Genomic DNA, 22,589 nt, shown 5'->3' with positions numbered 1-22,589 from the left:
GCGGCAGGTCAGGTCAACGCTTCCCCGAAGTCACCCTTGCCACGGTCGCGCCCAGCGCGGAGCATGGCGGCAATAGGGAGCGAGGCGAAATGCCCGAGTTCAAAACCATCGACGCCGGCCAGGTGCAGCTTCGCGTGGCGTTGCAAGGCGCCGGGCCCCTGGTGGTGCTGGTGCACGGCTTCCCGGAGAGCTGGTTCTCCTGGCGCCATCAGCTCACCGCGATCGCCGAGGCGGGATTCACCGCCGCGGCCATAGACGTGCGCGGCTATGGCGGCTCGGACAAGCCAGGGGAGGTGGCGGCCTACGACATGGAGAGCCTGACGGCCGACGTGGTGGGCGTCGCGGCGGCTCTGCAACCGGGCGCGCCGGCGATCCTTGTCGGGCACGACTGGGGCGCACCGATCGTCTGGAACTCGGCGCTCTCCCGGCCGGAACAGTTTTCGGCGGTGGCGGGGCTCTCGGTGCCGTTCTCGGGCGTACCGAACCGGCCCTTCACGGAGATCTTCCGCGAGGCCTTCACCGACAAGGGGCGCTTCTTCTACCAGGCCTGGTTCCAGGAGGTCGGCCCCCCGGAGGCCGAAGCCCAGGCTGATGTGCGCGGCTTCCTGCGCAAATTCTACTACGGCATCTGCGGCGACGCGCCGGACGGGACCTGGCCGCAGAAAAAGCACGGCGCGACCTTGCTGGAAGGCATGGTCGATCCGCAGGTGTTCCCGCCCTGGCTGACGTCGGCTGACCTCGACTACTACGTGGGCGAGTTCGAACGCTCGGGGTTCTTCGGTCCAATCAGCCGCTACCGGAACCACGAGCGCGACTACGAATGGCTGCAGCAGTTTCGCGGCCGCAAGCTCGAGATGCCGTCCTTGCTTATCGGCGGCGATCGCGACCCGGCGTTCAACGGCTTCGGCCGCATCCCCGATCCCGCCGCGATGATGCGCCAGCACGTCACCGATCTGCGCGGGGTCCATGTCCTGCCGGGCTGCGGTCACTGGACCCAGCAGGAACGGCCCGCGGAGGTGAACGCCATCCTCGTCCCCTGGCTGAAAGGACTCTGAAATGGCCGATCTGGACCTGCACCAGGAGGGCGAAGTGGTCTGGGCGACCATGAATCGGCCGACCCGCTTGAATGCCCTCAGCCGCGGCCTCGTCACCGAGCTTCGCGAGTTCTTCGTCGGGCTCTACTGGCGGCGCGACGTCCGTGTGGTCGTGCTGCAGGGCGCCGGCGAGGCCTTCTGCGCGGGCCTGGACCTCAAGGAGCGGGGCGACCCACAGGCTCCTCGGTCGATCGGCTCCGGCCTGACCCGCCAGCGCGAGATCAGCGAGATCGTGATCGCGATGCGCCGGTGCCCCCAGCCTATCATCGCGTGCGTGAACGGGGCGGCGGCGGGCGGTGGCTTCGCCTTGGCGCTGGCCTCCGATGTCCGGATCGCAACGCCCAGCGTCCGAATGAACGCCGCTTTCATCCGCATCGGGCTTTCAGCCTGCGACATCGGCGTGAGCTACTTCCTGCCGCGGATGGTGGGGTCCTCGGTCGCCGCGGAATACATGCTGACCGGCCGTTTCATCGACGCTGAGCGGGCCTATCAACTGGGTCTTGTGAGCAGGGTTGTGCCCAAGGACCGCTTGGCGAGCGAGGCGCGGGCCTTCGCAGACGATATGCTGCACGCCACTCCGCTTGGGCTTCGGCTCACCAAGGAGGCGCTGAACCACGCCCTCGACGCGCAGGGGCTCGAGGCTGTCATCGCCATGGAGGACCGCAACCAGATCCTGGCGAGTTCCGACGGTGACTTCCAGGAGGGTGTCGCCGCCTTCCTGGAGAAGCGGTCGCCGCGCTATGCAAAGCGGGAGGGCTAGGTGTGATCCGGCTCTACCACTGCGCTGACGCGCGCTCGTTCCGCCCACTCTGGGCGCTCGAGGAGCTGGGCCTTGGCTATGAGCTCATCGTAATGCCGTTCCCACCGCGCTATCGGGCGAAGGAATTCATGGCGGTAAATCCGCTCGGCACCATTCCAGCGCTGGTCGATGGCGAGACCTTCATGACCGAGTCCGCCGCCATCGTGCAGTACCTGGTCACACGCTATGGGCCGAGCCCGCTTGCGGTTCCGGTGGAGGACGCGGCCTACGGCGCCTGGCTGAACTGGCTGCATTTCGGCGAGGCGACCCTGACCTTCCCGCAGACGTTGGTGCTGCGCTATCGCCGCTTCGAGCCGGGCAAGGCGGAGGTCGTCGCCGATGACTACGCCAAGTGGTTTCTGGCAAGGCTCAGGGCCGTGGACCGGGCTCTCCAGGACCACGACTGGCTCTGCGCGGGCCGGTTCACTGCGGCGGACATTTCCGTCGGCTACGCCCTGTTGCTCGCCGCCCAGTTGGGCCTCGACGGGGAGTTCACGCCTGCCATCGCCGCCTATTGGGCCAGACTGCAGGCGCGACCCGGCTTCGTGGCCGCGAAGGCCTCGCAGTTGCGGCACGCCCCAACCGGCGCCGAGGCCTTCCCGGCGTGAGGACACATCGATGATCACCCTCTACGACCATCCGCTCTCGCCCTACGGCCAGAAGGTCAAGATCGCCCTGCGCGAAAAGGCCGTGGCGTTCGAGACGGTCTCGCCCGGAGGTTTGGGCGCCGGCGGCGCGCAGGGCGCTTTCGCTGAAGCCAATCCGCGGACCGAGGTGCCGACCCTTGTGGATGGCGATCTGGCGGTGTTCGATTCCACGGTGATCCTGGAATACCTCGAAGACGCTTACCCGACCCCGCCGTTGCTGCCGGCGTCGGCGGCCGAAAAGGCCCGCGTGCGGATCATCGAAGAGGTGATGGACACCCATTTCGAAGCGATCAACTGGGGGCTTTCGGAACTGCGCTGGTTCAAGCGCGCGGAGGGCGATGCCGCCAAGGCGATCGAACAGGCGGCGGGCCGCCAGCTGGACGGCTTTTTCGCGTGGCTCGAGCGGCAACTCGAGCGCCGCGAATGGTTCAACGGCGCCGCCTTCGGCTGGGGCGACCTGGCAGTGGTCCCGTTTCTCAACGGGTCGGCCGGGCATGGTCATCCGCCGCCGCAGGGGTCCAGGCTGGCGGACTGGCTGGCCCGCGCCAACGCGCGGCCCTCAGTCGTCGACACGGTGGCCGAGATCGCCGCCATGCCGCGAACCGCGGGGATGACCAATGTCGCCGAACTGGTCGAGCAGGGCCTGTTCAAACGCGAGTACCGCGACCATCGCCTGGAGTGGATGATCAAATCCGGCGGGATCGAAGTGGTGCTGAAGGGCCTGGAACGCGGCAATATCCGTTTTTCGCCGAGTTTCCGGTAGGCCGATGCCCGGGCAGGCCCCACACGTTGTCGAACGTCACGACCTCGACACGGCTTTCATCGATGACCGCCTTTACGAGTTCAACTGCCAGGCGACCGGCTACCGGGACGGCAAGGACTTCGGGCTCGTCATCGAGGAGGCCGGCGAAATCGTCGCGGCAGCCGCGGGCAATACCTGGGGCGGAACCGGTGAGCTGAAACAATGCTGGGTTCGCGCTGATCGCCGGCGGTGCGGACTGGGCTCGGCCCTTCTGGAGCGGGCGGTCGAACTGGCCCGGCGGCGGGGTTGCAAGGTGATGTACCTCGCCACCCACAGCTTCCAGGCTCCGGACTTCTACGCTCGCCACGGGTTCGAGACCGTGGCCACGATACCCGACAAGCCGCTCGGGCACAGCGATCACATCATGCGACGCAACTTGGGTGATGAAAGATGACCGACGAAATTATCCTGCACCACTACGACACCTCGCCGTTTTCGGAGAAGGTGCGGGTCATGCTGGGGATCAAGGGGCTGTCCTGGCGCTCGGTGATCCAGCCGGTGATCATGCCCAAGCCCGACCTGATCCCGCTGACCGGCGGCTATCGGCGCATCCCGGTGATGCAGATCGGAGCCGACGTCTACTGCGACACCCAGGTGATCCTGGCGGAGATTGAAGCCAGGTATCGCAAGCCCGCCGTGGTCCGCGGCGCCGACTGGGCCGTCAATCTCTGGGCCGACCGGTTGTTCTTCCAGGCGACGGTGGCAGTGGTGTTCGGCGAGATTGGCGCAGCCGTGCCCAAGGAATTCGTGGCCGACCGCGAGAAGCTCTCCGGTCGCCCCTTCGATGTTGCCGCCATGCAGGCGGCTGCGGGGCCGATGAAGGCCCAATGGCGCGCGGAAGCAGCTTGGATCGAACAGGGACTGGCCAGCAACGATTTTCTTGGGGGATCAACGCCCTCGCTGGCGGACATCGCAGCTTACATGAACATCTGGTGGCTTGGGCGCGCCGCGCCTTCCATTGCCGGCGTGCTGCTCGATGGTTTGCCGAAGACCACCGCCTGGCGTGAGCGGATCAAGGCGCTCGGACATGGCCGACGCACTGAAATGACCGGCGCGGAAGCCCTGCAGGCCGCCGCGGCCGCAGCGCCCGCCAAGGCGACGCAGTGCGATCCTGCCGACCCCTCCGGCATGAAGCCCGGCGCGGCGGTCACCGTCCGGGCCGACGACTATGGCCGCGATCCCATTGAGGGGCGGCTGGTGACGGCTAGCGCCGAGCGCATCACAATTGCCCGCGAATGCGGCGAGCTCGACGTCGTGCATGTGCATTTCCCGCGCGTCGGCTACCTGCTGGCCGCGGCCTAGGATCAACGGAGGCTTTTCGATGAACGACCGTGTGACGGTGGATATCCAGGGTGGGGTCGCAGACGTACGGCTGGTGCGCGCCGACAAGATGAACGCCCTCGATGACGCCATGTTCTCGGCGCTCATCGAGACCGGCGAGCGGCTGAAAACCGAGCCCGGCCTGCGGGCTGTGGTGCTGTCCGGCGAGGGCCGCGCCTTCTGCGCGGGTTTGGACATGGGCAACTTCCAGGCGATGGCGTCGGGCGAGCGGACCGGCAACCGGGATACCTCTTCGGCCCTGCTCACGCCCAAGCGCACCGAAGGCGGATCGAACCGGGCCCAGCATGCGTGCATGGTCTGGCGCGAGATCCCGGTTCCGGTGATCGGTGCGGTGCACGGCGTAGCCTTTGGCGGGGGATTTCAACTCGCCCTTGGCTGCGATCTAAGGTTCGTCGCCGCTGACGCCAAGCTGGCGGTCCTGGAGATCAAGTGGGGCTTGGTGCCCGACATGGCCGGAATGGTGCTGATGCGCGGCCTGGTGCGCGAAGACGTAGCCCGCGAGCTCACCTGGACCGGACGCATTTTCTCAGGCGAGGAGGCGGTCGCCATGGGCCTGGCCACCCGCGTCTGCTCCGACCCCCGCGCAGAGGCGCTGGCGCTGGCGAGCGAGATCGCCTCGAAGAACCCCGATGCCATCCGCGCGGGCAAGCGGCTGCTCAACCTGATGGGCGAGGGCGATCAACATGCGATCCTGCTTCAGGAGAGCAAAGAGCAGGGCGCATTGATCGGCTCGGCCAACCAGGTTGAGGCCGTGACGGCGAACCTGCAGAAACGCAGCCCGCAGTTTGCCGATTAGGGGTTACCGGCGGGCGAGCCTTAGGTCCGGATTGGACGTCTGGGCGTAGGTGGCGCGGGTGGTGGTGTCGACGCAGGCGCGCATTTCCTCGACCCGGAAGGTGGCGCCGACGGTTTCCTGGGCGCACAGCCGGTATGCCGCCTTGAAGACCTCGTTGCGCACTTGTGTGGGAGTCTTGCCGACCGTCGAGATGCGGATCGATTCCGCGCTGGCGGGAAGGGCGATGAGGGCGGCCGCGGCCGCCAGCAGAGCAATACGGTTCATGATTTCTGTCCGGATTGAGGTTGCTCACAACCCCTTTCACGGCGTTCCCTTCGGCGGCGGCTCGATACTGACGTCAGCCTGTCGCCGGAACGACCCATAGCCGGGTCGCCCCATACCGATCAATCGAAAATGGTGCGACGCAATAGCAGGCGCTGCATTGCACAATATTGTGGCGTGCGCTGCTCGAACGGATAACGTCGGGCTAGCCCCGGCCGATGAAAGGCATGTCAGTGGCCATCACGGTCATGAACTGCACGTTGGCCTCGAGCGGCAGGCCGGCCATGTAAAGAACAGCATCGGCCACAGCGGAGACATCCATCACCGGCTCTGCAGCGATCGAGCCATCTGCCTGCATGACGCCCTTGCTCATCGCCCGCGTCATGTCGGTCCCGGCGTTGCCGATGTCGATCTGGCCGCAGGCGATGCCGTAGGCGCGCCCGTCGAGCGAGGTCGATCGGGTCAGGCCTGTGATCGCGTGCTTGGTGGCGGTGTAGGCCACCGACCGGGGCCTGGGGACGTGGGCCGAGATAGAGCCGTTGTTGACGATCCGGCCACCGCGCGGATCCTGATCCTTCATCAGCCGGAAAGCGGCCTGGGTGCAAAGGAACGCGCCCGTCAGGTTGATGTCCACGACCCGCTTCCAGTGCTCGAAGGAGAGGTCCTCCAGGGGCACGGGCGGCGCGCCGGTCCCGGCGTTGTTGAACAACAGGTCGAGGCGACCGAAGCGGGTTTTCGTAGCCCCGAAGAGCGCCGCGACCGAGGCTGGGTCGGCGACATCGGTGGGATGGGAGAGGGCGCAGTCCCTTGCGTCTCCGGACAGGGCCGCGGTTTCTGCCAGCAACTCGCTCCTGCGGCCCGCCAGGACGACTGACCAGCCGGCCCTTAGTAGCGCCAGCGCCACAGCTCGGCCGATCCCGCTACCTGCGCCGGTGACAACCGCGACCTTGACTGTTGCGCTCCGCATTCTCGCTGGATAGCCCTTACGTCCGCGAATGCCCAGCATCGCGCTCGCGAGGTCCTGTTCCATGTTCGCCGACACGCCGCCGCCCGCTCCGACGGTTGAAACGGTGGTGGTCTACCCGCCGAGGCTCAGCCCGCTTGGTGGCGACGCCGCATTCAGCGCCGTGCAGGTCGGGCCGCAAATTTTCAAGCAGACCCCAAGGCTCGACCAGGCCCTCGAAAGCGTGCCTGGAGTCTCGCTGTTCCGCCGCACCACATCGCTTTCCGCCAACCCGACGACCCAGGGCGTGTCCTTGCGGGCCATCGCAGGGTCGGGCGCAGGCCGTGCGCTCGTGACTCTCGACGGGGCGCCGGTGAACGATCCGTTCGGCGGCTGGGTGATCTGGACCGCCCTGCCTTCCGAAGGTCTGGAAGGCGCGAACATCACCCGTGGCGCAGGGGCCGGGCCCTATGGCGCGGGCGCGCTCACAGGGGTTATCGCCCTTCAGGAACGCGGCGCGCGCGATGGGCTGTCGGCGCTGGACGTCTTCGCCGGGGAGCGCGGCAGCTATCGCGCCGCGATCTCGGGCGGCACGACGGACGTGCTGGTCACTGCAGCTGCCGAGACGACGGATGGCTACACCCCGGTGCGCGGTCCGGCTGCCGGGGCGGCGGATCAGCCCCTGACCCTGCAAGCCCAATCCATTGCGCTCAGGGCGCAGCACGACTTCGAGGGCGTGGATGCCGCCGCCCGGGTGGGCGTCTTCCAGGAACGGCGCGGCGCCGGCCTCGAGGGCGCGCGTTCCAAGGCGGAAGGTTCGTCGGCGACCTTTACCCTGGCGCGTCCAGCGGCCACCGGCGTTGGTGGCTGGCGACTGCAGGCCTGGGCGCGCACCAGCGACCTGCTCAACACTTCGGTCGCTGTGTCTCCGGACCGCTCGACGACCACGCCAGCCAACAACGAATACTCCACCCCCGCGACGGGCTACGGATTGAACGCCGCGCTCCAGGGACTGTGGGGCCAGGCGTCCTGGGAGCTCGGGGCCGACGCCCGCTGGGCGCGGGGAACCGATCACGAGCAGTTCAAGTTCGTCAACGGCGCCTTCGCCATGGGCCGCGACGCAGGCGGCCACACCTTCGTGGGCGGGGCTTACCTGGAAGGCGCCTACGACGCCGCCCCCTGGATCGTCACCGGCGGCGTGCGGCTGGACCAGTGGACCTCCAGCGACGCTCAGCGCCACGAATACGTCCTGGCGACGGGTGTCACGACGCTGAATTCGTCGGCGCCCGATGCGTCCGGAACCTTGCCGACCGGCCGTGTCGGGGTTCGCTACAATCTGACGCCGGACCTCTGGCTACGGAGCGCCGCCTATGCCGGCTTCCGCGCGCCGACGATCAACGAGCTGCACCGGCCATTCCGGGTGGGCAACGACGTCACCGAGGCCAACCCATTGCTTACGCCCGAGAAGCTCTACGGTATCGAGGGGGGCGTGGGAGGCGACGAGCTTGTCCACTGGCAGGCCACGTTGTTCTACAATCAGCTCAACGACCCGATCACCAACGTCACCCTCGGCGTTGGGCCAGCCACGTTCCCGATCGCGGGCTTCGTTCCGGCCGGGGGCACCTTGCGCCAGCGGCAGAACGCCGGCGAGATCGACGCCTGGGGCGTTGAGGGCGAGGCTTCAGGCGAGGTGGCGACAGCGCTGAGCTGGCGGGCCGCGTTCGCCTACACCCACGCCCGCGTCGACGGCGGATCGAGCGCGCCGCAACTCACCGGCTTGCGGCCGGCGCAGACACCGGAGTGGACGGTCACCACGGGGCTCGACTGGCGGGCCCGGGAGAAACTCACCATCAGCGGTCAGCTGCGGTATGTGAGCGACCAGTTCGAAGACGACCAGAACCTCAGACGCCTGCCGCCGGGCGCGGAGCTCAACGCGCGAGCGGCCTGGTCGCTGGCCCCCGATCAGGAGCTCTACATCGCCGTGGACAACCTCGCCGATGCGAAAATCTCGACCGGCAAGACCGCTGACTTCGTCGATAGCTATTCCGAGCCGCGTACGTTCCGAGTGGGCTTCTCCTACCGCCGCTAGGCGTTCTGGCCAGCTTCGGCAGCGGCCAAAACCTCCTCGTGGCGAGCGACGACTCGGGGCCAGAGGCCGGCAGCTTCCGGGACGTCGAGGCCGAAATCCGAAGCCAGCACGGCGACCAGCTCGTCAGCTGAGCGCAGCAGGCGGGTCTCGACGCCGCGCGGTGTCACCGTGCGGAACACGCGGCCGCGAAGCTGCAGGATCGTGTCCGCGCGAAACCTCTGAACGATCAGGTTAAGCACGAAAGGCGATGTCGGGTCTTGCTGCAGCCACTCGCAGCGGCCAGCCAGAAGGTCGGGATCGGCCGGCTCGACGACGAAGTCGAACGAGCGCGCGCCGCCAAACTCATGATTGTGGAATCGCCACCACCGTTCATCCAAGGCCTCCAGGCGAAACGCATAGCCGCCGATGTTGATAGCGCTCCGGCGAAGGGGGATGGGATCCTGGCATCCGTCGCCGAAGCCGACATCGGCGATCCAGTGCTGACCGTCGATCTCGACCAGCAGGACCAGATGGTTGCCGATCATGATGTCGCCCATCAGCTCGCGCATGGCCGCGCCCGCCATCCCGGTCACCTTGAAGCCGATCTCGGTCAGGGCGGCGCCGAAAACGCCGTTCATCTCGTAGCACCACCCCCCGCGGCGGCGCGCGACGATCTTTTCGACAGCCTCCGCGGGATCTGTCGTCAGCGGACGGCCGAACTGGACGTCGAGGTTCTCGTAGGGGACAGCCTGCAAGTGGGCGCGGTGCAGCGCCTTTAGCGTCACGAGATCCGGCCGCGGCTCCTCACGGAAGCCGATCCGCTCGAAATAGGCCTCCAGGTCCATCCGCCTACTCGGCCTTGGGTGGCGCTGCTGCTCCGGTGATCAGGGCCACGATTTCCGGGCGGATGTTCTGCGCACCCTTCTCCATCATGTGCTGGACGATCCGCGCGCCCACGGCGCCGCGGACCTGGGTTGTGAATTCCTCCTTGTTCTCCTTCACCCAACTCATCGAGGCGTGGCGGTTGTCGTTGAGGTTCTGGAACTTCGGGAAAACATAGCGGGCCATCAATTCGTAGGAGTGCTTGGTAGCGCCCCAGTTGGCCCAGTTGTGGGCCATCAACAGGAAGGCGCCGAAACCGCCGCCGCTCTCGTCGACCAGTTGCTGGATACGCTGGACCGCATCGTCGGGCGTCCCGATCACGGCAAGGCCGGTGTCCACCATCGCTTTCACCGGATCATCGCCCTCGGGGACGATCGGCAAGTTTGCGATCTCGCGGAAGTAGTAGATCCACTTGTCCAGGCCGAAGCGGATGTCCTCCATCGCCTGCTCGCGGGTCTCGGCGATGTGCATCGGGCCCACGAGCCGCCAGCCGTTGCGGTCCATCGCCTTGCCATGTTCGGCCGCCTGTTCCGTGGCGATGGCCCAGTTTGAGGCGAGTGCGTTGAACCCCGCGGTGGACGTGGCCCCGAGCGAGAGCAGGCCAAGGCCGTGCTGGCCCGCCGCCCTCGCGCCGGTCGGCGATACCTGGCTTGCCACGGCGATCTCGACGCTTGGCCGCGAGTATGGCGTCATCTGCAGGCGAGCCTTGTCGAGCTCGAACCAGTCGGATTTGTGGGTGACCTCCTGGCCGCGCAACAGGGCCACGATGCAGCCCAGCGCTTCGTCCATTCGGTCACGCTGCTTGGCGACCGGAATGCCCATCATGAAGGCGTCGGAGACCAGCGCCCCGGGGCCCGCGCCGAACATCACCCGTCCGCGGGTCATGTGGTCGAGTTGGTTGATGCGGTCGGCCAGCATCAACGGGTGGTGATAGGGCAGGGAGGAGACCCCGGTGCCCAGGCGGATATTCTTGGTGCGTTCGGCGGCCGCGGCGATGAAGACCTCGGGGCTGGCGATCAGCTCATAGGCCGCCGAGTGATGCTCGCCGATCCAGGCTTCGTCGAAACCCAGGCGGTCCATCCACTCGACGAGCTCGAGGTCTCGCTGGATCGCCAGCGTCGGGTTCTCCTCGATCGGATGGAAAGGCGCGATGAAAGCGCCGAAGCGCAGGCGCTGGGGCAGCATGATGTTCCTCCGAAGCGTGCGCGGTTCCCCCGCGCCGCTTGTTTCGGTGACCATAGGCGGCCGACGTGGCGGAAGGCTAGCGTTGCGCCTCCCGCGCCGCCGCAGGGGACGCGCGGTCTAGGCGCCTCGCGCCGCAGCGCGGTCGCGCGCCTTTTCAAGGAACGCCAGCACCGCCAGTTCAAATGAGCGGTCGCTCCTTGTGGCCTTCAGGCCCAGCTCGCCGGCCTCGTAGGCCTCCAGAACGGCCGGGTCGATATAGGCTTTGCGACATACCGCCGGGGTATTGCCGAGCAGCGCGGCGACCGCCTTCACACAAGTGACGACGTTCTTCCTGGCTTCTCCATCGCCTTGGCATGGCGCAAGGGTGACGAGCGCGCGGGCCGCGGCCAGGGTGCCGGCCCAAGTCCGGATGTCCTTGGCGGAGAATTCCTCGCCAAGAGCGTCGTGCAGGTAGGCGTTTACGTCGGCGGAGTCGACGCAATGTCGTTCGCCGTCCTCGCCAATGTACTGGAAAAGCCGCTGGCCCGGCAGGTCCTGGCAGGCCTTGAGAATGCGAGCCAGACGTCGGTCGCTGAAGCCGGTCTTGTGGACCTTGCCGCTCTTGCCGCGAAACTCGAAGGCCGCGGTCCGTGAGCCGATCCTGGCGTGGCGATGGCGTAGCGTGGTCAGGCCGAAGGTCTTGTTTGTCTTTGCGTATTCCTCGTTGCCGATCCTGATGAGGGTGATTTCCATGACCCGGATCACCGCTGCCAACACCTTCTCGCGCGGCAGGCCGCGGCGGCGAAGGTCCTGGCTCACCCGGGCGCGAAGTTTCGGCAGCGCGCGGCCGAAGGCGATCAGCCGATCGTACTTGTCGCTGTCGCGCACCTCCCGCCAGCGCTCATGGTAGCGGTATTGCTTGCGGCCCCTCACGTCGCGGCCTGTGGCCTGGATGTGGCTGCGTTCGCTAGGCGCAATCCAGACGTCGGTCCAGGCGGGCGGTATGACCAGCCTTCGGATGCGATCCAGCGTTGTCGGGTCGCTGATCGGTTTGCCGTCGGCGTCCAGGTAGTTGAAACCGCGTGCGGCCTTCTTGCGCCGGATGCCGGGGTCGAGATCGCTCGCATAACTGAGGTGCGCAGCCCTCAGCTCCGCGACCGGTATGCTCTGGTCGGACAGGGCCAGGGCCATCACGGAGCCTCCCCTCGAGCTTCGCCAACGTGGTATGCGGCGGCGCGGTTCCTCAAACGGATCCGGAGGGACCAAGAGCTTGAATTATCGACATGCCTTCCATGCGGGGAATTTCGCCGATCTGGTGAAGCACGCCGCGCTCCTTAGATTGCTCGCAGCCATGGCCGGTGACGGTTCGCTGCGGGTGATCGATACCCACGCGGGGCGGGGGCTCTACGACTTGGCGGGTCCGGAAGCGATGAAATCCGGTGAGGCGCAAGCCGGCATAGTCCGTTTGATGGCGGCTTCGGACGCCCCATCGCAGTTCCAGGCCCTGACGGCTGCGGTCCTGGCCCTGAACCGGGACCGCGCTGTGCGGCGCTATCCCGGATCGCCCTGGCTGATCGCCGAGGCGCTGAGGGCAGGCGACACCTACCTGGCTTGTGAGCTGCGCGCCGAGGAACATCGCGCTTTGCACGATCTCATGACGGGCAGGCCCGGCGTGCGGACGCTCTTCGCCGACGGCTTTGACGCCGCGCTCGCCGAGGCGCCGAGGTCCGGCCCGACGCTGTTGCTCATCGATCCGCCGTTCGAGCGCCCGGATGACTACCCCCGGATCGTTCAGGTCCTCGCCCGCCTGCAGCGCCGCGAGCGGGCCCTGAGCGCGCTGGTCTGGCTGCCACTGAAGGATCTCGAGACCTTCGATGGTTTTCTGCGCGACCTGGAGGACGAGGTCCCATCACCGCTCCTGATCGCAGAGACCCGCATGCGCCCATTGACGGATCCCCTTAAGATGAACGGCTGCGCGCTTGTGCTTCTGGGTGCGCCGCACGGGATGGCGCATGACCTCCGCGCGATCTGCGGCTGGACTGCCGAGACCCTGGGCGATGGCGGCGAGGCCCGCGTCTACGGGCTCTAGAGTCGCCTGATCACAAATTAGGTTTCACGCAGGTTTCGCACTTGCGAGAACTTGCAGCATGATATGTTGCGACGCACAAATTCACGCAGGAGACCGCCATGTCGTTTGCTCCCGGAAACGAGCCGCTCGCCAAGCCTGAAGCCCTATTGCGTGTCCCCGTTGGCCTGAGCTCGCCGCTATGGGGCCTGTTCGCCGGCGCGGCGATGAGCGGGGCGGCTTGGTGGTGGATGACCCGCTGGACGCGACCTGAGAACCTTGAGGCGATGTTCGGCGCCGCGACCAAGGCCGAAGCCGCTATCGAGCCGCAGATCACCACGCTGGCCAGCCCGGTAGTGGAGGCGATCGGGGAAACCGAGCCGGCGGCGATCGTGGAGGCCATGGCCGAGGCGGCGGTCGCGCCGGTCGGCGGAGAGGCCGCGCCGATCTCGCCCGTTCTTGAAGCGATGGCGGCGGAGGTCGCCGAGCCCAAGGCCGCAGAAGCCGAGACTGCCACGCCTGAGAAGGCGCTCGAGGCTTCGAAGGAGGTCGTTGCCGAAATGACGCCGAAGCTGAAGAAGTCTCCTGCGTCCAAGCCCACCTGACTTGGCGTAGCCGCGCGGCTGCGCCTACAACGCCTAGGGTCGCGATCTTGGGCAGGGAGCAGTCTTGAAGCGGGCCTTGGATATCGCCTGCGCTCTGGCCGGGCTGATCGTGCTGTCGCCGGTGCTGGTCGGTCTGGCGATCGCCGTGCGGCTGGACAGCCGCGGGCCCTCGTTGCACTGGTCTCGGCGGGTCGGACGAGGCAACCGCCTATTCGCCATGCCGAAGTTCCGCACCATGGCCACAGGCGCCCCTGACGTGGCCTCCCACCTGCTGGATGACCCCGGTCGGTGGATCACGCCACTCGGCCGTTTCCTGCGCCGCACCAGCCTCGACGAGCTGCCGCAACTCTGGAGCGTGGTGAAGGGCGACATGAGCCTCGTGGGGCCTCGGCCGGCACTCTTCAATCAGGACGATCTGGTGGCGCTGCGTACGAAAGCCGGCGTGGACGCCCTGCGTCCCGGCCTGACGGGCTGGGCGCAGATAAATGGCCGCGACGAACTGCCGATCCCGGAGAAGGCCAAGCTCGACCGGGAGTATCTGGAGCGCAGGTCGCTGCTCTTCGACCTGCAGATCATCGCAACCACCGCGCTTTCGGCGCTCTCGGGCCGCGGGATTACGCACTGACGGGCGCCGAAACCGCTGTCATGCGTTAGGTCCGGCGACGCAGCGGAGCCGGATCGCTTGACCACGGAGACTGCCACCAGACCTGCAGCCGACAGTCGCGACGAGATAGCGCCCGAAACTCGTGCGGATGGTCGAAAGCGGCGCCTGCGCTGGACCGGCGGGGTTCTGCTGACGCTGGCTGTCGCCGCGGGGGCGCTGGCGGCCATCTGGGACTGGAACTGGTTTCGCGGGGCCATCGCCTCCATCGCCTCGGCGCGGATGCATCGGCAGGTGACGATCACCGGCGACCTACGGGTCCACCCCTGGTCCTGGCAGCCCAGCGCAACGCTCGAGGGCGTCCAGATCGCCCAACCGGCCTGGGCGCTCAAGGCGGCCGCAAAGGTCGGCGGCGGCCACTTTGCAGACATCGACCGCATCGCCGTCCAGGTTCGGTTGATCCCGCTCTTGAATGGTCACCTGGACCTGCGGCTGGTGGAGTTCGATCGGCCGCGGGCGCGGCTCTATCGCGACCAGGAGGGACGCGCGACCTGGGACTTTACCGACGTATCCGAGCCGGACCGGCCTGTCCGTCTGCCGCCGATCCGCAAGTTCGTGATCAATGACGGCAAGCTCGACTATCGCGACGACCAGCGGAAGCTCACGTTTTCCGGGATCGTACAGGCCAGTGAACGGCTCGGCGCGAACAACCGCGGCTTCCAGATGACCGGCGACGGGACGCTGAACGCACAGCCGTTCAAGTTGCAGGTGACCGGCGGACCGCTGCTGAATATCGATCGCAACAAGCCCTATCCGTTCGACGCCGACGTCCGCGCCGGCGCCACCCATGTCGTGGCAACGGGCGCGGTCCCGAAGCCATTCGACCTAAGCCGGTTCTATGTGAACACAAACGCCACGGGGCCGGACCTATCCGACCTCTATGGCCTGACGGGCGTGCCGCTGCCAAATACGCCGCCCTATTCGCTGCACGCACGCCTGTCGCGCGACGAGCATCTGTGGAAGCTCGACGGCGTGGGCGGCAAGGTCGGCAGCTCGGACCTCGCGGGCGCGCTCTCGGTTAAGACCGGCGCCAAGCGTCCGTTCCTGACCGGGGAGCTGCATTCGCAGAGCCTCGATTTCCGCGACGTCGGCGCGCTGTTCGGTGGGACGCGGCGCCACGGTAAGCTTGCCTCGCCGGCGCAGCTCGCCGCCGCGCAGAAGCTGCAGGCCGAGGCGCGCATATTCCCGACCGCCACCCTGAATTTCGAACGCATCCGCAATCTCGACGCCGACGTGACCTACAAGGCCGCCTCCATCACCCAGGCGCCGGTGCACCTTCGCTCGGGATCAGCGCGCGTGAAGCTGGATGCCGGGCTGCTGAAGGCCGACCCCGTGGAGTTCCAGTTTCCGCAGGGCCGCGTGACGGGCTCGGTCCAGCTGAACGCACGCGGGCAGAATGCGGTGACCGACCTCGACCTGAAGCTCTCCAACGCTCGATTGGAAAATCTCCTGCCGGTGCGCTTCGAAGGGGCCCCACCGTTTGTCGGGGCGCTGGTCGGCAGGGCCAGGCTGCACGGCGTCGGCGATTCCGTGCACGACGCGGCGGGTGACGCCGATGGCGAGATGATGTTCGTCGTGCCCGGTGGCGAGATCCGCCGATCGCTGGCGGAGTTGGCGGGCGTCGACGTGATCAAAGGCCTTGGCCTGCTGTTCGCCAAGGACCGGACGACGACGCCGATCCGCTGCGGGGTTGTTCATTTCACCGCAAAAAGTGGCGTGCTTAACGCCGATCGCCTGGTGATTGACACCGAGCCGGTGCTGATCGACGGGGTCGGAACGGTCAACCTTGATACCGAGCACCTCCTGTTCCGGGTCAAAGGCCATCCGAAGAGGTTTCAGCTCGTGCGGCTCTCCGCCCCGATCGATCTCGCCGGGCCCATGCTTTCGCCCAAGCTGCGCGTGGAAAAAGGCAGTGCGATAGCCCAGGGCGGCGCTGCGGTCGTGCTGGGAGCCTTGCTGACGCCGCTCGCTGCGCTGCTGCCGTTCGTCGACCCCGGCCTGGCTAAGGACGCCAACTGCGCAAGCCTGCTTGCGGCGGGCAAGGCGCAGGGCGCGCCGGTCACGACGACCCAACCGCCGAGCCGCCCGTTGACGGCGAAGCCTTGATCCCGTCACATCCGGCCACTCGGGTTTAATCCGTTGCGAGGGACGCGCCATGGCGCTGAAGACGATCATGACGGCCCTGGCCGCGACGCTGGGCCTCGCCATGGCGGGGGGGATGGCCCTGGCGGCTGATATCAGTTCGAGCGCCGCCACGGCGGGCGGCAAGGCGCTCGTCGCACGCCAGGCCCACTTCAAGGACCAGGGCGCAGCCTTCAAGGCGATCAACGACGAACTGAGGAAGGACGCCCCGGACAAGGCCGCGATCATCGCCAATACCGCGACGTTGAAGTCCAACGGCGAAGCGCTGCCGACCTGGTTCCCGAAGGGCAGTGGGCCCGAGACCGGCTTGAAAACGGCGGCTAAGCCGGAGGTCTGGACCGACGCCGCGGGCTTCGAGGCGGCGGCGAACAGGTTCCAGGTCGAGACCGCAAGGCTGGCCGATATCGCTTCGGCTGGCGATATGGACGCCCTTAAGGCCCAGGTCCGAGCCACTGGCGGGGCCTGCAAGAACTGCCACGACAGCTACCGCGGACCCGACCCGCACTAGGTTTGCGGCTGCGCGACCGCCAGCGGCCTAGCGCATCGCCGCGTCGCGCAGGCACTTCAGCCAGGCGTCTTCGCGGGCCTTTTCGGCTTCCCGAAGCTGGGTCTCGGCGTCCCGCACGGCGGCGTCGTGCTTGCGCCATTCGGCGACCGCGCCCTCACGGGCCGCGCGAGCGGCTTCCAGGGTCGCAAAGCGCGCGAGGACGGCGCGCACGGAATAGCTGACCGGCGGCCCAACGGTTTCGCGGTCTGGGTAGAAGCCCGTGATGGAATCGGCGCTTTCGGTCTCGATGTGGAAGACGTCCGCCCAGCCAGCGTGGTGGCGCATCAGGGCCCAGGGCCGTTCCATCCGCTCGCTCACCCCTATACCTCCTCAAAAACCCGTACGTTCGAATCCCGCATAGGCGGGAGAGCCGCAAACTAGCCTGCGCCGCGGCGGGCTCCAATGTCGCGGAGCGCGATTTGGGCTTCCGCCGCGCCGGCCTTCCGTGGAAAAGCCTAGGCCATTGATTTGATCGATTGATTCCAAGAGCGATTCCCTTTGGCCAAGATCATGATCGCCCAGCAATTCTGCGGGCCTCCCAACTCCGGCAACGGCGGCTATGTGTGCGGTGTCCTTGCGAGGGACATCGAGGGAGCCACGACCTCCGTCTTGCGCGCCCGCGTTCCGCTCGATGCGGCTCTCGACCTGGCGGTTGCCGACGGCGCGGCGGTGATGACCGACGCCGAGGGGACGCTGATCGGACGCGGTGAGGCCGCGCGGCTCGACATGGATGTTCCGCCGCCGCCGACGCTCGAGGCGGCGCGCCAGGCTATGGCGCGCTATATCGCCCACGAGCAGCGGGTGCATCCGATCTGCTTCACCTGCGGACCGGAACGCGCCGAGGGAGACGGTCTGCGAGTGTTCGCCGGCCAGGTCGAAGGCGCCGCGGCGGGTCATGTGGCCTGCGTCTGGACGCCCCACGAAGCCTTCGCCGACGCCGATGGCCTGACGCCGAGCGAGATTGTCTGGGCGGCGCTGGACTGCCCGGGGTTTTTCGCCTGGGTGGCCAAGGAAGGCCGCCATGGCGCGCTGCTCGGCACCATGACCGGCGAGGTGGTGCGCAGGCCCAAGGCCGGCGAGACCTGCATCGTCAGCGCCTGGCCGCTGGTTCGAGACGGTCGCAAGGAGAGCGCTGGCGTAGCGCTCTTCACCGCCGAGGGCGAACTCTTGGCGCGCGGCCACCAGGTGTGGATCGTGATGGGCCCGCCTTCGCAGCCTGCGGCAGCCCGGCCGGACGCGGTTTCCGCCTGAGGCTTGCGTCGGCCGGCGCTTGGGGCTCCAACTTCGCGGGGAATTTGGGGAGGAATCTGTGCGCCCGGCTTCGGTCTCGGACTATCGTGAGCTCGCGCGGCGCAGGCTCCCGAAGATCTTCTTCGAATACATCGACGGAGGCTCCTATGCGGAGGCGACGCTGGCCCGCAACGTCGCCGACATGGAGGCGATCGCCCTTCGCCAACGGGTGATGCGCGACATGTCCAAGCTGGACATGAGTGTGGTCAGCCTCGGCCAAGCCTTCTCCATGCCGATTGGGCTGGCCCCGGTTGGCATGGCAGGGATGTACGCGCGGCGCGGCGAGACCCAGGCCGCGCGAGCCGCCGCGGCGGCGGGCATCCCGATGTGCCTCTCCACGGTCAGCCTCTGCTCGCTGGAGGAAGTGGCGGCGACCGGCACACCCCCGTGGTTCCAGCTTTACGTGCTCAAGGACCGCGGCTTCATGCGCGACCTGCTCGGCCGGGCGAAGGCTGCGGGCTGCCCGGCTCTTGTGTTCACCGTCGATTTGCCCACGCCGGGCGCCCGCTATCGCGACGTACGCTCAGGGTTCACCGGATCGAGCGGCCTGTCCGGGGCGCTCAACCAGGCCTGGGGCGGGATCACCCACCCGGCCTGGCTTTGGGATGTCTGGGCGCACGGTCGGCCGCATACCCTGGGCTCCGTCGCCGCCGCGGTCGAAGGTAAGGGCAGAGTGACGGACTACCTGTCATGGATCGCACGAAACTTCGATCGATCAGTGACCTGGAAGGACCTTGATTGGGTGCGTGAAGTCTGGGACGGGCCGATCGTTGTCAAAGGTGTGCTGGACGTGGCCGACGCCCGGGACGCTGTGAAGGCGGGTGCGCAAGGGCTGGTGGTCTCCAACCACGGCGGGCGCCAACTCGATGGAGTTCGCTCCTCGATCTCGGCGCTTCCCGCCATCGCCGAGGCCGTGGGCTCGGATCTTGAGGTCTATATGGATGGCGGCGTCCGATCAGGGCTCGATGTGCTGAAAGCCATGGCATTGGGCGCCAAGGCCTGCTTCGTGGGCCGCGCCTGGGCTTATGCATTGGGCGCCGGCGGCCAGGCGCAGATCGACAGGATGCTGGGGACCCTCCGCTCGGAGTTGGCGGTGGCGATGATCCTGACCGGCTGTGCGAACGTGCGCGACGCCGGGCGCGAACTGCTTGACCTCGGGGCTTGAGCGCGGCTCCATGGTCACGATCGCGCGAACGTCGTGCGGAATGCTGCGGCGCCGCGAAACCAGTTTCTGATCTCGCGTGTTGAGCCAGGGTTAGAAACGCGTGGAGCAAGGCCCGATGCGCCAGGACTCGTCTTTCGCCTATTCGCTCAGCCAGGTTGAGGAAGGCTGGCGGTGGAGCGTTTATGACGAGGACGGCGTCATCGTAGCCGGCGGCGCCAACGAGAGCCGCGATGCGGCCGAGGCCGCCGTGGAGTTGACGCTTCAGGCCGCTCCCACCCAGGGTGCGGCCTTCGGTTAGTCGGCGATGAGTGAGAGCCTCCTGCGGCGCTTGAGCGTCAAGGGGCCGATGTCCGAAATCCTACGAAACCTACTGAGACGGATCGAAAGCCGCGCGCTGATACTGGTGATCGCCGCGGCGGGCGCGCTCTGGGCCTTTTTCGGCATCGCCGGGGAGGTCGCCGAGGGGGAAACCCTGGCGATCGACAAGCATATTCTGCTGGCATTGCGCAATCCCGCCGACCTGAGTGATCCGATCGGTTCGCGCTCGTTTGAAGAGGCCATGCGCGACGTGACCGGGCTCGGCGGAGTGACCGTGGTGGTGATGGTCACGCTCGTGGGCGCGCTTGCCTTTCTCATGCATCGCAGGCGCTGGCACGCCGCCATTTTGGCGGGAACCGTCCTTCTGGCCGACATCTCGAGCGAGGGGCTGAAGCTAATCTATGATCGCCCTCGCCCGGACCTCGTGCCACATGGCAGCTACGTCTATTCGGCGAGTTTCCCGAGCGGACATTCCACCCTGTCGGCCGCAACCTTCCTGACCCTGGCGATGCTGATCGCCAGCCTCGAGCCAAATCGGGGCACAAAAATCATGGTCTATGTCCTGGCCATGTTGCTGGTGCTCGCCATTGGTTTCAGCCGGGTCTACCTGGGCGTCCATTGGCCGAGCGATGTTCTGGCCGGCTGGTCGCTGGGCGCGGCCTGGGCGCTCGCGGCGTGGACGACGTTGCTGCGGGTTCACAGGCCCGCCGGCCCGCGATAGCGCCAGAGTCTGCCGGATGCGACGTTCGCCGCACGATCGGACGTCGGTTCCGAAACCCGTCCGGGCCCGGGCAGCACGTGCAGGCGAACCTCGCGACCTGGAACTCGGTTCTATTGGGAATTCTCAATCGGGGGGCCATTGGCCTGGAAACCCGCGCTGCTAGGCTTGAAGGCCGCGAGCCAGGCGTACATCGGCGCCAAGATGCTCGAAACCCGAGCAGAAGACCCATACCGGGACTAGAGTCCGACCTATGAAGCTGTTGATCGTCGAGGACGACAGGGAGGCCGGCGCATACCTCAAGCGGGCCCTGTCAGAGGTCGGCCATACGGTCGACGCCGCCACCGGCGGACGCAGTGGGCTGATGCTCGCCGCCGGCGAGACCTATGACGTAATCATCCTCGATAGGATGCTGCCCGAGATCGACGGGCTGGGGATCCTCCGCACGATCCGTGCATCGGGCGTCAAGACGCCGGTCCTGCTGCTGACCGCGCTCGGCGGCATCGACGATCGCGTGGAAGGGCTTGAGGCAGGCGCCGACGATTATCTCATAAAGCCGTTCGCCTTCGCGGAACTGCTGGCCAGGGTGAACGCCCTTGCGCGCCGTCCTCCCGCCCAGGAGATGCGTACCGAACTTGCGCTCGCCGACCTGCGGCTCGATCTGCTCAAGCGCACCGTAAGTCGCGCGGGCCGCCGTATTGATCTGCAGCCGCGCGAGTTCCAGATCCTCGAATACCTGCTGCGGCACGCCGGCCGGGTGGTCACCCGAACCATGCTGCTTGAGAGTGTCTGGGACTTCCACTTCGATCCCAAGACCAACATCGTCGAGACCCATATGAGCCGGCTGCGGGGAAAGGTCGATCGCGGCCACGGGGTGGAACTGATCCACACGGTCCGCGGCGCGGGCTATGTGTTGCGCGAGCCGGGCTGATGTTCCGCTCGACGACCTTGCGGCTGGCCGCGTTCTACACGGTGGCCTTCGCCCTGGCGGTTGTCGCCCTTGGGGCCATCACGGTGGTCACCACCCGTCATGCGCTTTCCCAGCAGTTCGACGCCCGCATCGCCACGGAGTCCGCCGCCCTCGTCCAGGAATACGGCTCTGAGGGCCTTGGCGGGGTCGTCGAGGCGGTGCGCGAGCGCGATCGAACGCCGGGAGCTGTCGACTATGGCCTGCAGGGGCCGTCCGGTGAGGCGTTGGCTGGTCGGTTGGCCGCCAGCCGAACTCCCATCGGCTGGTCGATGCTGCCACGCGACAACGCCGCTGAGCCAATTCGCATCCTGACGGTCAACCTGCCTGACGGCCACCGCCTGTTGGTCGGCGATGACGAGGAGCGGATCGAGGTTCTGGACGGGACGCTGTTGCGAGGTTTTGCCTGGGCCTTCGTGGGCGTCGTGGTGCTTGGCGTCGTCGGCGGCTATGCGCTGAACCGCGACGTGCACAGGAGGCTTGCGGCCATCTCCGGCACCGCCGAGGCGATCATTGACGGGGACCTGGGCCGGCGTGTGCCCGTCCGTGGGTCGAACGACGATCTCGACCGACTTGCGATCACCTTCAACCGTATGCTCGATCGCATCGCCACGCTTATGGAAAGCCTCAAGCAGGTCTCCAGCGACATCGCCCACGACCTCAGGACACCGCTCACCCGCCTGCGCCAGAAGTTGGAGGCCGGCCTGGCGGTCCCGGGCGATCGCGCCCACGCCCTCGAAGGCGCGCTCGTCGATCTGGATTCCATCCTCGACACTTTCGCCGGCCTCCTGCGGATCGCCCAGATCGAGAGTGGGGCTCGCCGCGCCGCATTCCGGTCCAGCGACCTATCAGCGATCGGGCACACGGTCGTGGAGGCTTTTGCACCTTCCGCCGAGGACGCGCAGCAGACGCTGCGGCTCGAGGGAGACGCCAGCGTACCCGTCGTGGGCGACCCGGAACTCCTAACCCAGATGCTGGTCAACCTCGTGGAGAACGCCTTGCGCCACGCCGGGCCCGGAACCGACATTCGAGTGACCGCCTCGCGCGGTGAGTCGGCCGCTACCCTGGCCGTGATCGACAATGGGCCCGGCGTGCCCAGCCAGGATCGCGAACGCCTCTTCGATCGCTTCTACCGGCTCGAACGGAGCCGTTCGACGCCCGGGAGCGGCCTGGGCCTGGCGCTCGTGGCGGCGGTGGCGCGGCTGCATGGCGCGGAGGTCCGCCTGATCGCCGCCGAGCCGGGACTGGAGGCGCGCGTGACGTTCCCGGTTCCGGGCTGAGCGCGCCCAACATTGGGATTTCGCAATCTGGCTG

The 22,589-nt window shown here is 67.2% G+C and carries 25 protein-coding genes; 19 read left to right on the top strand and 6 right to left on the bottom strand.

All coding sequences use genetic code 11. From position 1 onward, the window contains the following. Positions 1 to 89: 89 nt before the first annotated feature. From VGI62_RS14980 to VGI62_RS14950, 7 genes are read left to right on the top strand one after another with little or no spacing between them, the layout of a single operon-like run. On the top strand, positions 90 to 1,055 hold the full coding sequence (locus VGI62_RS14980) for an alpha/beta hydrolase (protein WP_331505316.1): 966 nt from the start codon (positions 90 to 92) through the stop codon (positions 1,053 to 1,055). 1 nt (position 1,056) lies between these two features. After that, complete coding sequence (locus VGI62_RS14975; RefSeq protein WP_331505315.1) at positions 1,057 to 1,854, top strand: enoyl-CoA hydratase/isomerase family protein; 798 nt, start codon at positions 1,057 to 1,059, stop codon at positions 1,852 to 1,854. 2 nt (positions 1,855 to 1,856) lie between these two features. After that, complete coding sequence (locus tag VGI62_RS14970) at positions 1,857 to 2,501, top strand: glutathione S-transferase family protein (protein ID WP_331505314.1); 645 nt, start codon at positions 1,857 to 1,859, stop codon at positions 2,499 to 2,501. Positions 2,502 to 2,511: 10 nt separating this feature from the next. Then, on the top strand, positions 2,512 to 3,303 hold the full coding sequence (locus tag VGI62_RS14965) for a glutathione S-transferase family protein (RefSeq protein ID WP_331505313.1): 792 nt from the start codon (positions 2,512 to 2,514) through the stop codon (positions 3,301 to 3,303). A 4-nt stretch (positions 3,304 to 3,307) separates the two neighbouring features. After that, complete coding sequence (locus VGI62_RS14960; RefSeq protein ID WP_331505312.1) at positions 3,308 to 3,736, top strand: GNAT family N-acetyltransferase; 429 nt, start codon at positions 3,308 to 3,310, stop codon at positions 3,734 to 3,736. Continuing rightward, entirely contained in the window at positions 3,733 to 4,644 is a 912-nt protein-coding gene (locus tag VGI62_RS14955; RefSeq protein WP_331505311.1) for a glutathione S-transferase family protein, read from the top strand. Before VGI62_RS14960 ends, VGI62_RS14955 begins: the two co-directional genes overlap by 4 nt. A gap of 19 nt (positions 4,645 to 4,663) precedes the next feature. After that, positions 4,664 to 5,479 carry a crotonase/enoyl-CoA hydratase family protein gene (locus VGI62_RS14950; RefSeq protein ID WP_331505310.1) on the top strand — a complete coding sequence of 272 codons (816 nt, stop codon included), beginning with the start codon at positions 4,664 to 4,666 and terminating at the stop codon, positions 5,477 to 5,479. A gap of 3 nt (positions 5,480 to 5,482) precedes the next feature. Here the strand turns inward: VGI62_RS14950 and VGI62_RS14945 are convergent, their stop codons facing one another. Together VGI62_RS14945 and VGI62_RS14940 are read right to left on the bottom strand one after the other, a co-directional pair. Then, complete coding sequence (locus tag VGI62_RS14945; protein ID WP_331505309.1) at positions 5,483 to 5,743, bottom strand: hypothetical protein; 261 nt, start codon at positions 5,741 to 5,743, stop codon at positions 5,483 to 5,485. Between the two features lie 202 nt (positions 5,744 to 5,945). After that, a complete protein-coding gene (locus VGI62_RS14940) occupies positions 5,946 to 6,707 on the bottom strand; it encodes an SDR family oxidoreductase (RefSeq protein WP_331505308.1) in 762 nt (253 codons plus the stop codon). Between the two features lie 61 nt (positions 6,708 to 6,768). Here VGI62_RS14940 and VGI62_RS14935 point away from each other — a divergent pair, with 61 nt between their 5' ends. Beyond that, positions 6,769 to 8,772 (top strand): TonB-dependent receptor, encoded by a 2,004-nt coding sequence (locus tag VGI62_RS14935; protein ID WP_331505307.1) that lies wholly within the window; start codon positions 6,769 to 6,771, stop codon positions 8,770 to 8,772. Here VGI62_RS14935 and VGI62_RS14930 read toward each other — a convergent pair. The 3 genes from VGI62_RS14930 to VGI62_RS14920 form a co-directional block, all read right to left on the bottom strand. Further along, positions 8,769 to 9,596 (bottom strand): arylamine N-acetyltransferase family protein, encoded by an 828-nt coding sequence (locus VGI62_RS14930; RefSeq protein ID WP_331505306.1) that lies wholly within the window; start codon positions 9,594 to 9,596, stop codon positions 8,769 to 8,771. The genes VGI62_RS14935 and VGI62_RS14930 overlap by 4 nt on opposite strands. A 4-nt stretch (positions 9,597 to 9,600) precedes the next feature. Further along, positions 9,601 to 10,818 carry an LLM class flavin-dependent oxidoreductase gene (locus tag VGI62_RS14925; RefSeq protein WP_331505305.1) on the bottom strand — a complete coding sequence of 406 codons (1,218 nt, stop codon included), beginning with the start codon at positions 10,816 to 10,818 and terminating at the stop codon, positions 9,601 to 9,603. A gap of 117 nt (positions 10,819 to 10,935) precedes the next feature. Next, positions 10,936 to 11,988, bottom strand: a complete 1,053-nt coding sequence (locus tag VGI62_RS14920) for a DNA topoisomerase IB (RefSeq protein WP_331505304.1) — start codon at positions 11,986 to 11,988, stop codon at positions 10,936 to 10,938. Positions 11,989 to 12,067: 79 nt separating this feature from the next. On the opposite strand from VGI62_RS14920, the gene rlmJ reads away from it, so the two are divergent. From rlmJ to VGI62_RS14895, 5 genes are all read left to right on the top strand, one after another. Then, the gene (gene rlmJ / locus VGI62_RS14915) at positions 12,068 to 12,886 is read left to right on the top strand and encodes a 23S rRNA (adenine(2030)-N(6))-methyltransferase RlmJ (protein WP_331505303.1); all 819 of its coding nucleotides are present in this window, start codon (positions 12,068 to 12,070) and stop codon (positions 12,884 to 12,886) included. Between the two features lie 98 nt (positions 12,887 to 12,984). Further along, complete coding sequence (locus tag VGI62_RS14910) at positions 12,985 to 13,467, top strand: hypothetical protein (protein WP_331505302.1); 483 nt, start codon at positions 12,985 to 12,987, stop codon at positions 13,465 to 13,467. A gap of 64 nt (positions 13,468 to 13,531) precedes the next feature. Continuing rightward, the gene (locus VGI62_RS14905) at positions 13,532 to 14,092 is read left to right on the top strand and encodes a sugar transferase (RefSeq protein ID WP_331505301.1); all 561 of its coding nucleotides are present in this window, start codon (positions 13,532 to 13,534) and stop codon (positions 14,090 to 14,092) included. Between the two features lie 57 nt (positions 14,093 to 14,149). Further along, complete coding sequence (locus VGI62_RS14900; protein WP_331505300.1) at positions 14,150 to 16,234, top strand: AsmA family protein; 2,085 nt, start codon at positions 14,150 to 14,152, stop codon at positions 16,232 to 16,234. Positions 16,235 to 16,283: 49 nt separating this feature from the next. Continuing rightward, on the top strand, positions 16,284 to 16,778 hold the full coding sequence (locus VGI62_RS14895; RefSeq protein WP_331505299.1) for a cytochrome c: 495 nt from the start codon (positions 16,284 to 16,286) through the stop codon (positions 16,776 to 16,778). A 27-nt stretch (positions 16,779 to 16,805) separates the two neighbouring features. On the opposite strand, the gene VGI62_RS14890 is transcribed toward VGI62_RS14895, so the two are convergent. Further along, positions 16,806 to 17,135, bottom strand: a complete 330-nt coding sequence (locus VGI62_RS14890) for a hypothetical protein (RefSeq protein WP_331505298.1) — start codon at positions 17,133 to 17,135, stop codon at positions 16,806 to 16,808. Positions 17,136 to 17,315: 180 nt separating this feature from the next. Here VGI62_RS14890 and VGI62_RS14885 point away from each other — a divergent pair, with 180 nt between their 5' ends. From VGI62_RS14885 to VGI62_RS14860, 6 genes are all read left to right on the top strand, one after another. Next, positions 17,316 to 18,068 (top strand): hypothetical protein, encoded by a 753-nt coding sequence (locus VGI62_RS14885; protein ID WP_331505297.1) that lies wholly within the window; start codon positions 17,316 to 17,318, stop codon positions 18,066 to 18,068. Between the two features lie 58 nt (positions 18,069 to 18,126). Further along, complete coding sequence (locus VGI62_RS14880; RefSeq protein ID WP_331505296.1) at positions 18,127 to 19,272, top strand: L-lactate dehydrogenase; 1,146 nt, start codon at positions 18,127 to 18,129, stop codon at positions 19,270 to 19,272. A 115-nt stretch (positions 19,273 to 19,387) separates the two neighbouring features. Then, positions 19,388 to 19,570, top strand: coding sequence for a hypothetical protein (locus VGI62_RS14875; protein ID WP_331505295.1), 183 nt, complete (start codon positions 19,388 to 19,390; stop codon positions 19,568 to 19,570). 6 nt (positions 19,571 to 19,576) lie between these two features. Beyond that, positions 19,577 to 20,311: a phosphatase PAP2 family protein gene (locus VGI62_RS14870; RefSeq protein ID WP_331505294.1), complete on the top strand. Its 735-nt coding sequence runs from the start codon at positions 19,577 to 19,579 to the stop codon at positions 20,309 to 20,311. Between the two features lie 250 nt (positions 20,312 to 20,561). Beyond that, positions 20,562 to 21,239 (top strand): response regulator transcription factor, encoded by a 678-nt coding sequence (locus VGI62_RS14865; RefSeq protein ID WP_331505293.1) that lies wholly within the window; start codon positions 20,562 to 20,564, stop codon positions 21,237 to 21,239. Further along, positions 21,239 to 22,555: a sensor histidine kinase gene (locus VGI62_RS14860; protein WP_331505292.1), complete on the top strand. Its 1,317-nt coding sequence runs from the start codon at positions 21,239 to 21,241 to the stop codon at positions 22,553 to 22,555. The genes VGI62_RS14865 and VGI62_RS14860 overlap by 1 nt, the downstream gene beginning before the upstream one ends. The last annotated feature ends 34 nt before the right edge of the window (positions 22,556 to 22,589 follow it).

Origin of the sequence: Phenylobacterium sp. (assembly GCF_036495085.1) — a bacterium.
Lineage (GTDB): Bacteria > Pseudomonadota > Alphaproteobacteria > Caulobacterales > Caulobacteraceae > Phenylobacterium.
Note: the sequence above shows the minus strand (reverse complement) of the source record. Positions and strands in the feature narration are given on the sequence as shown.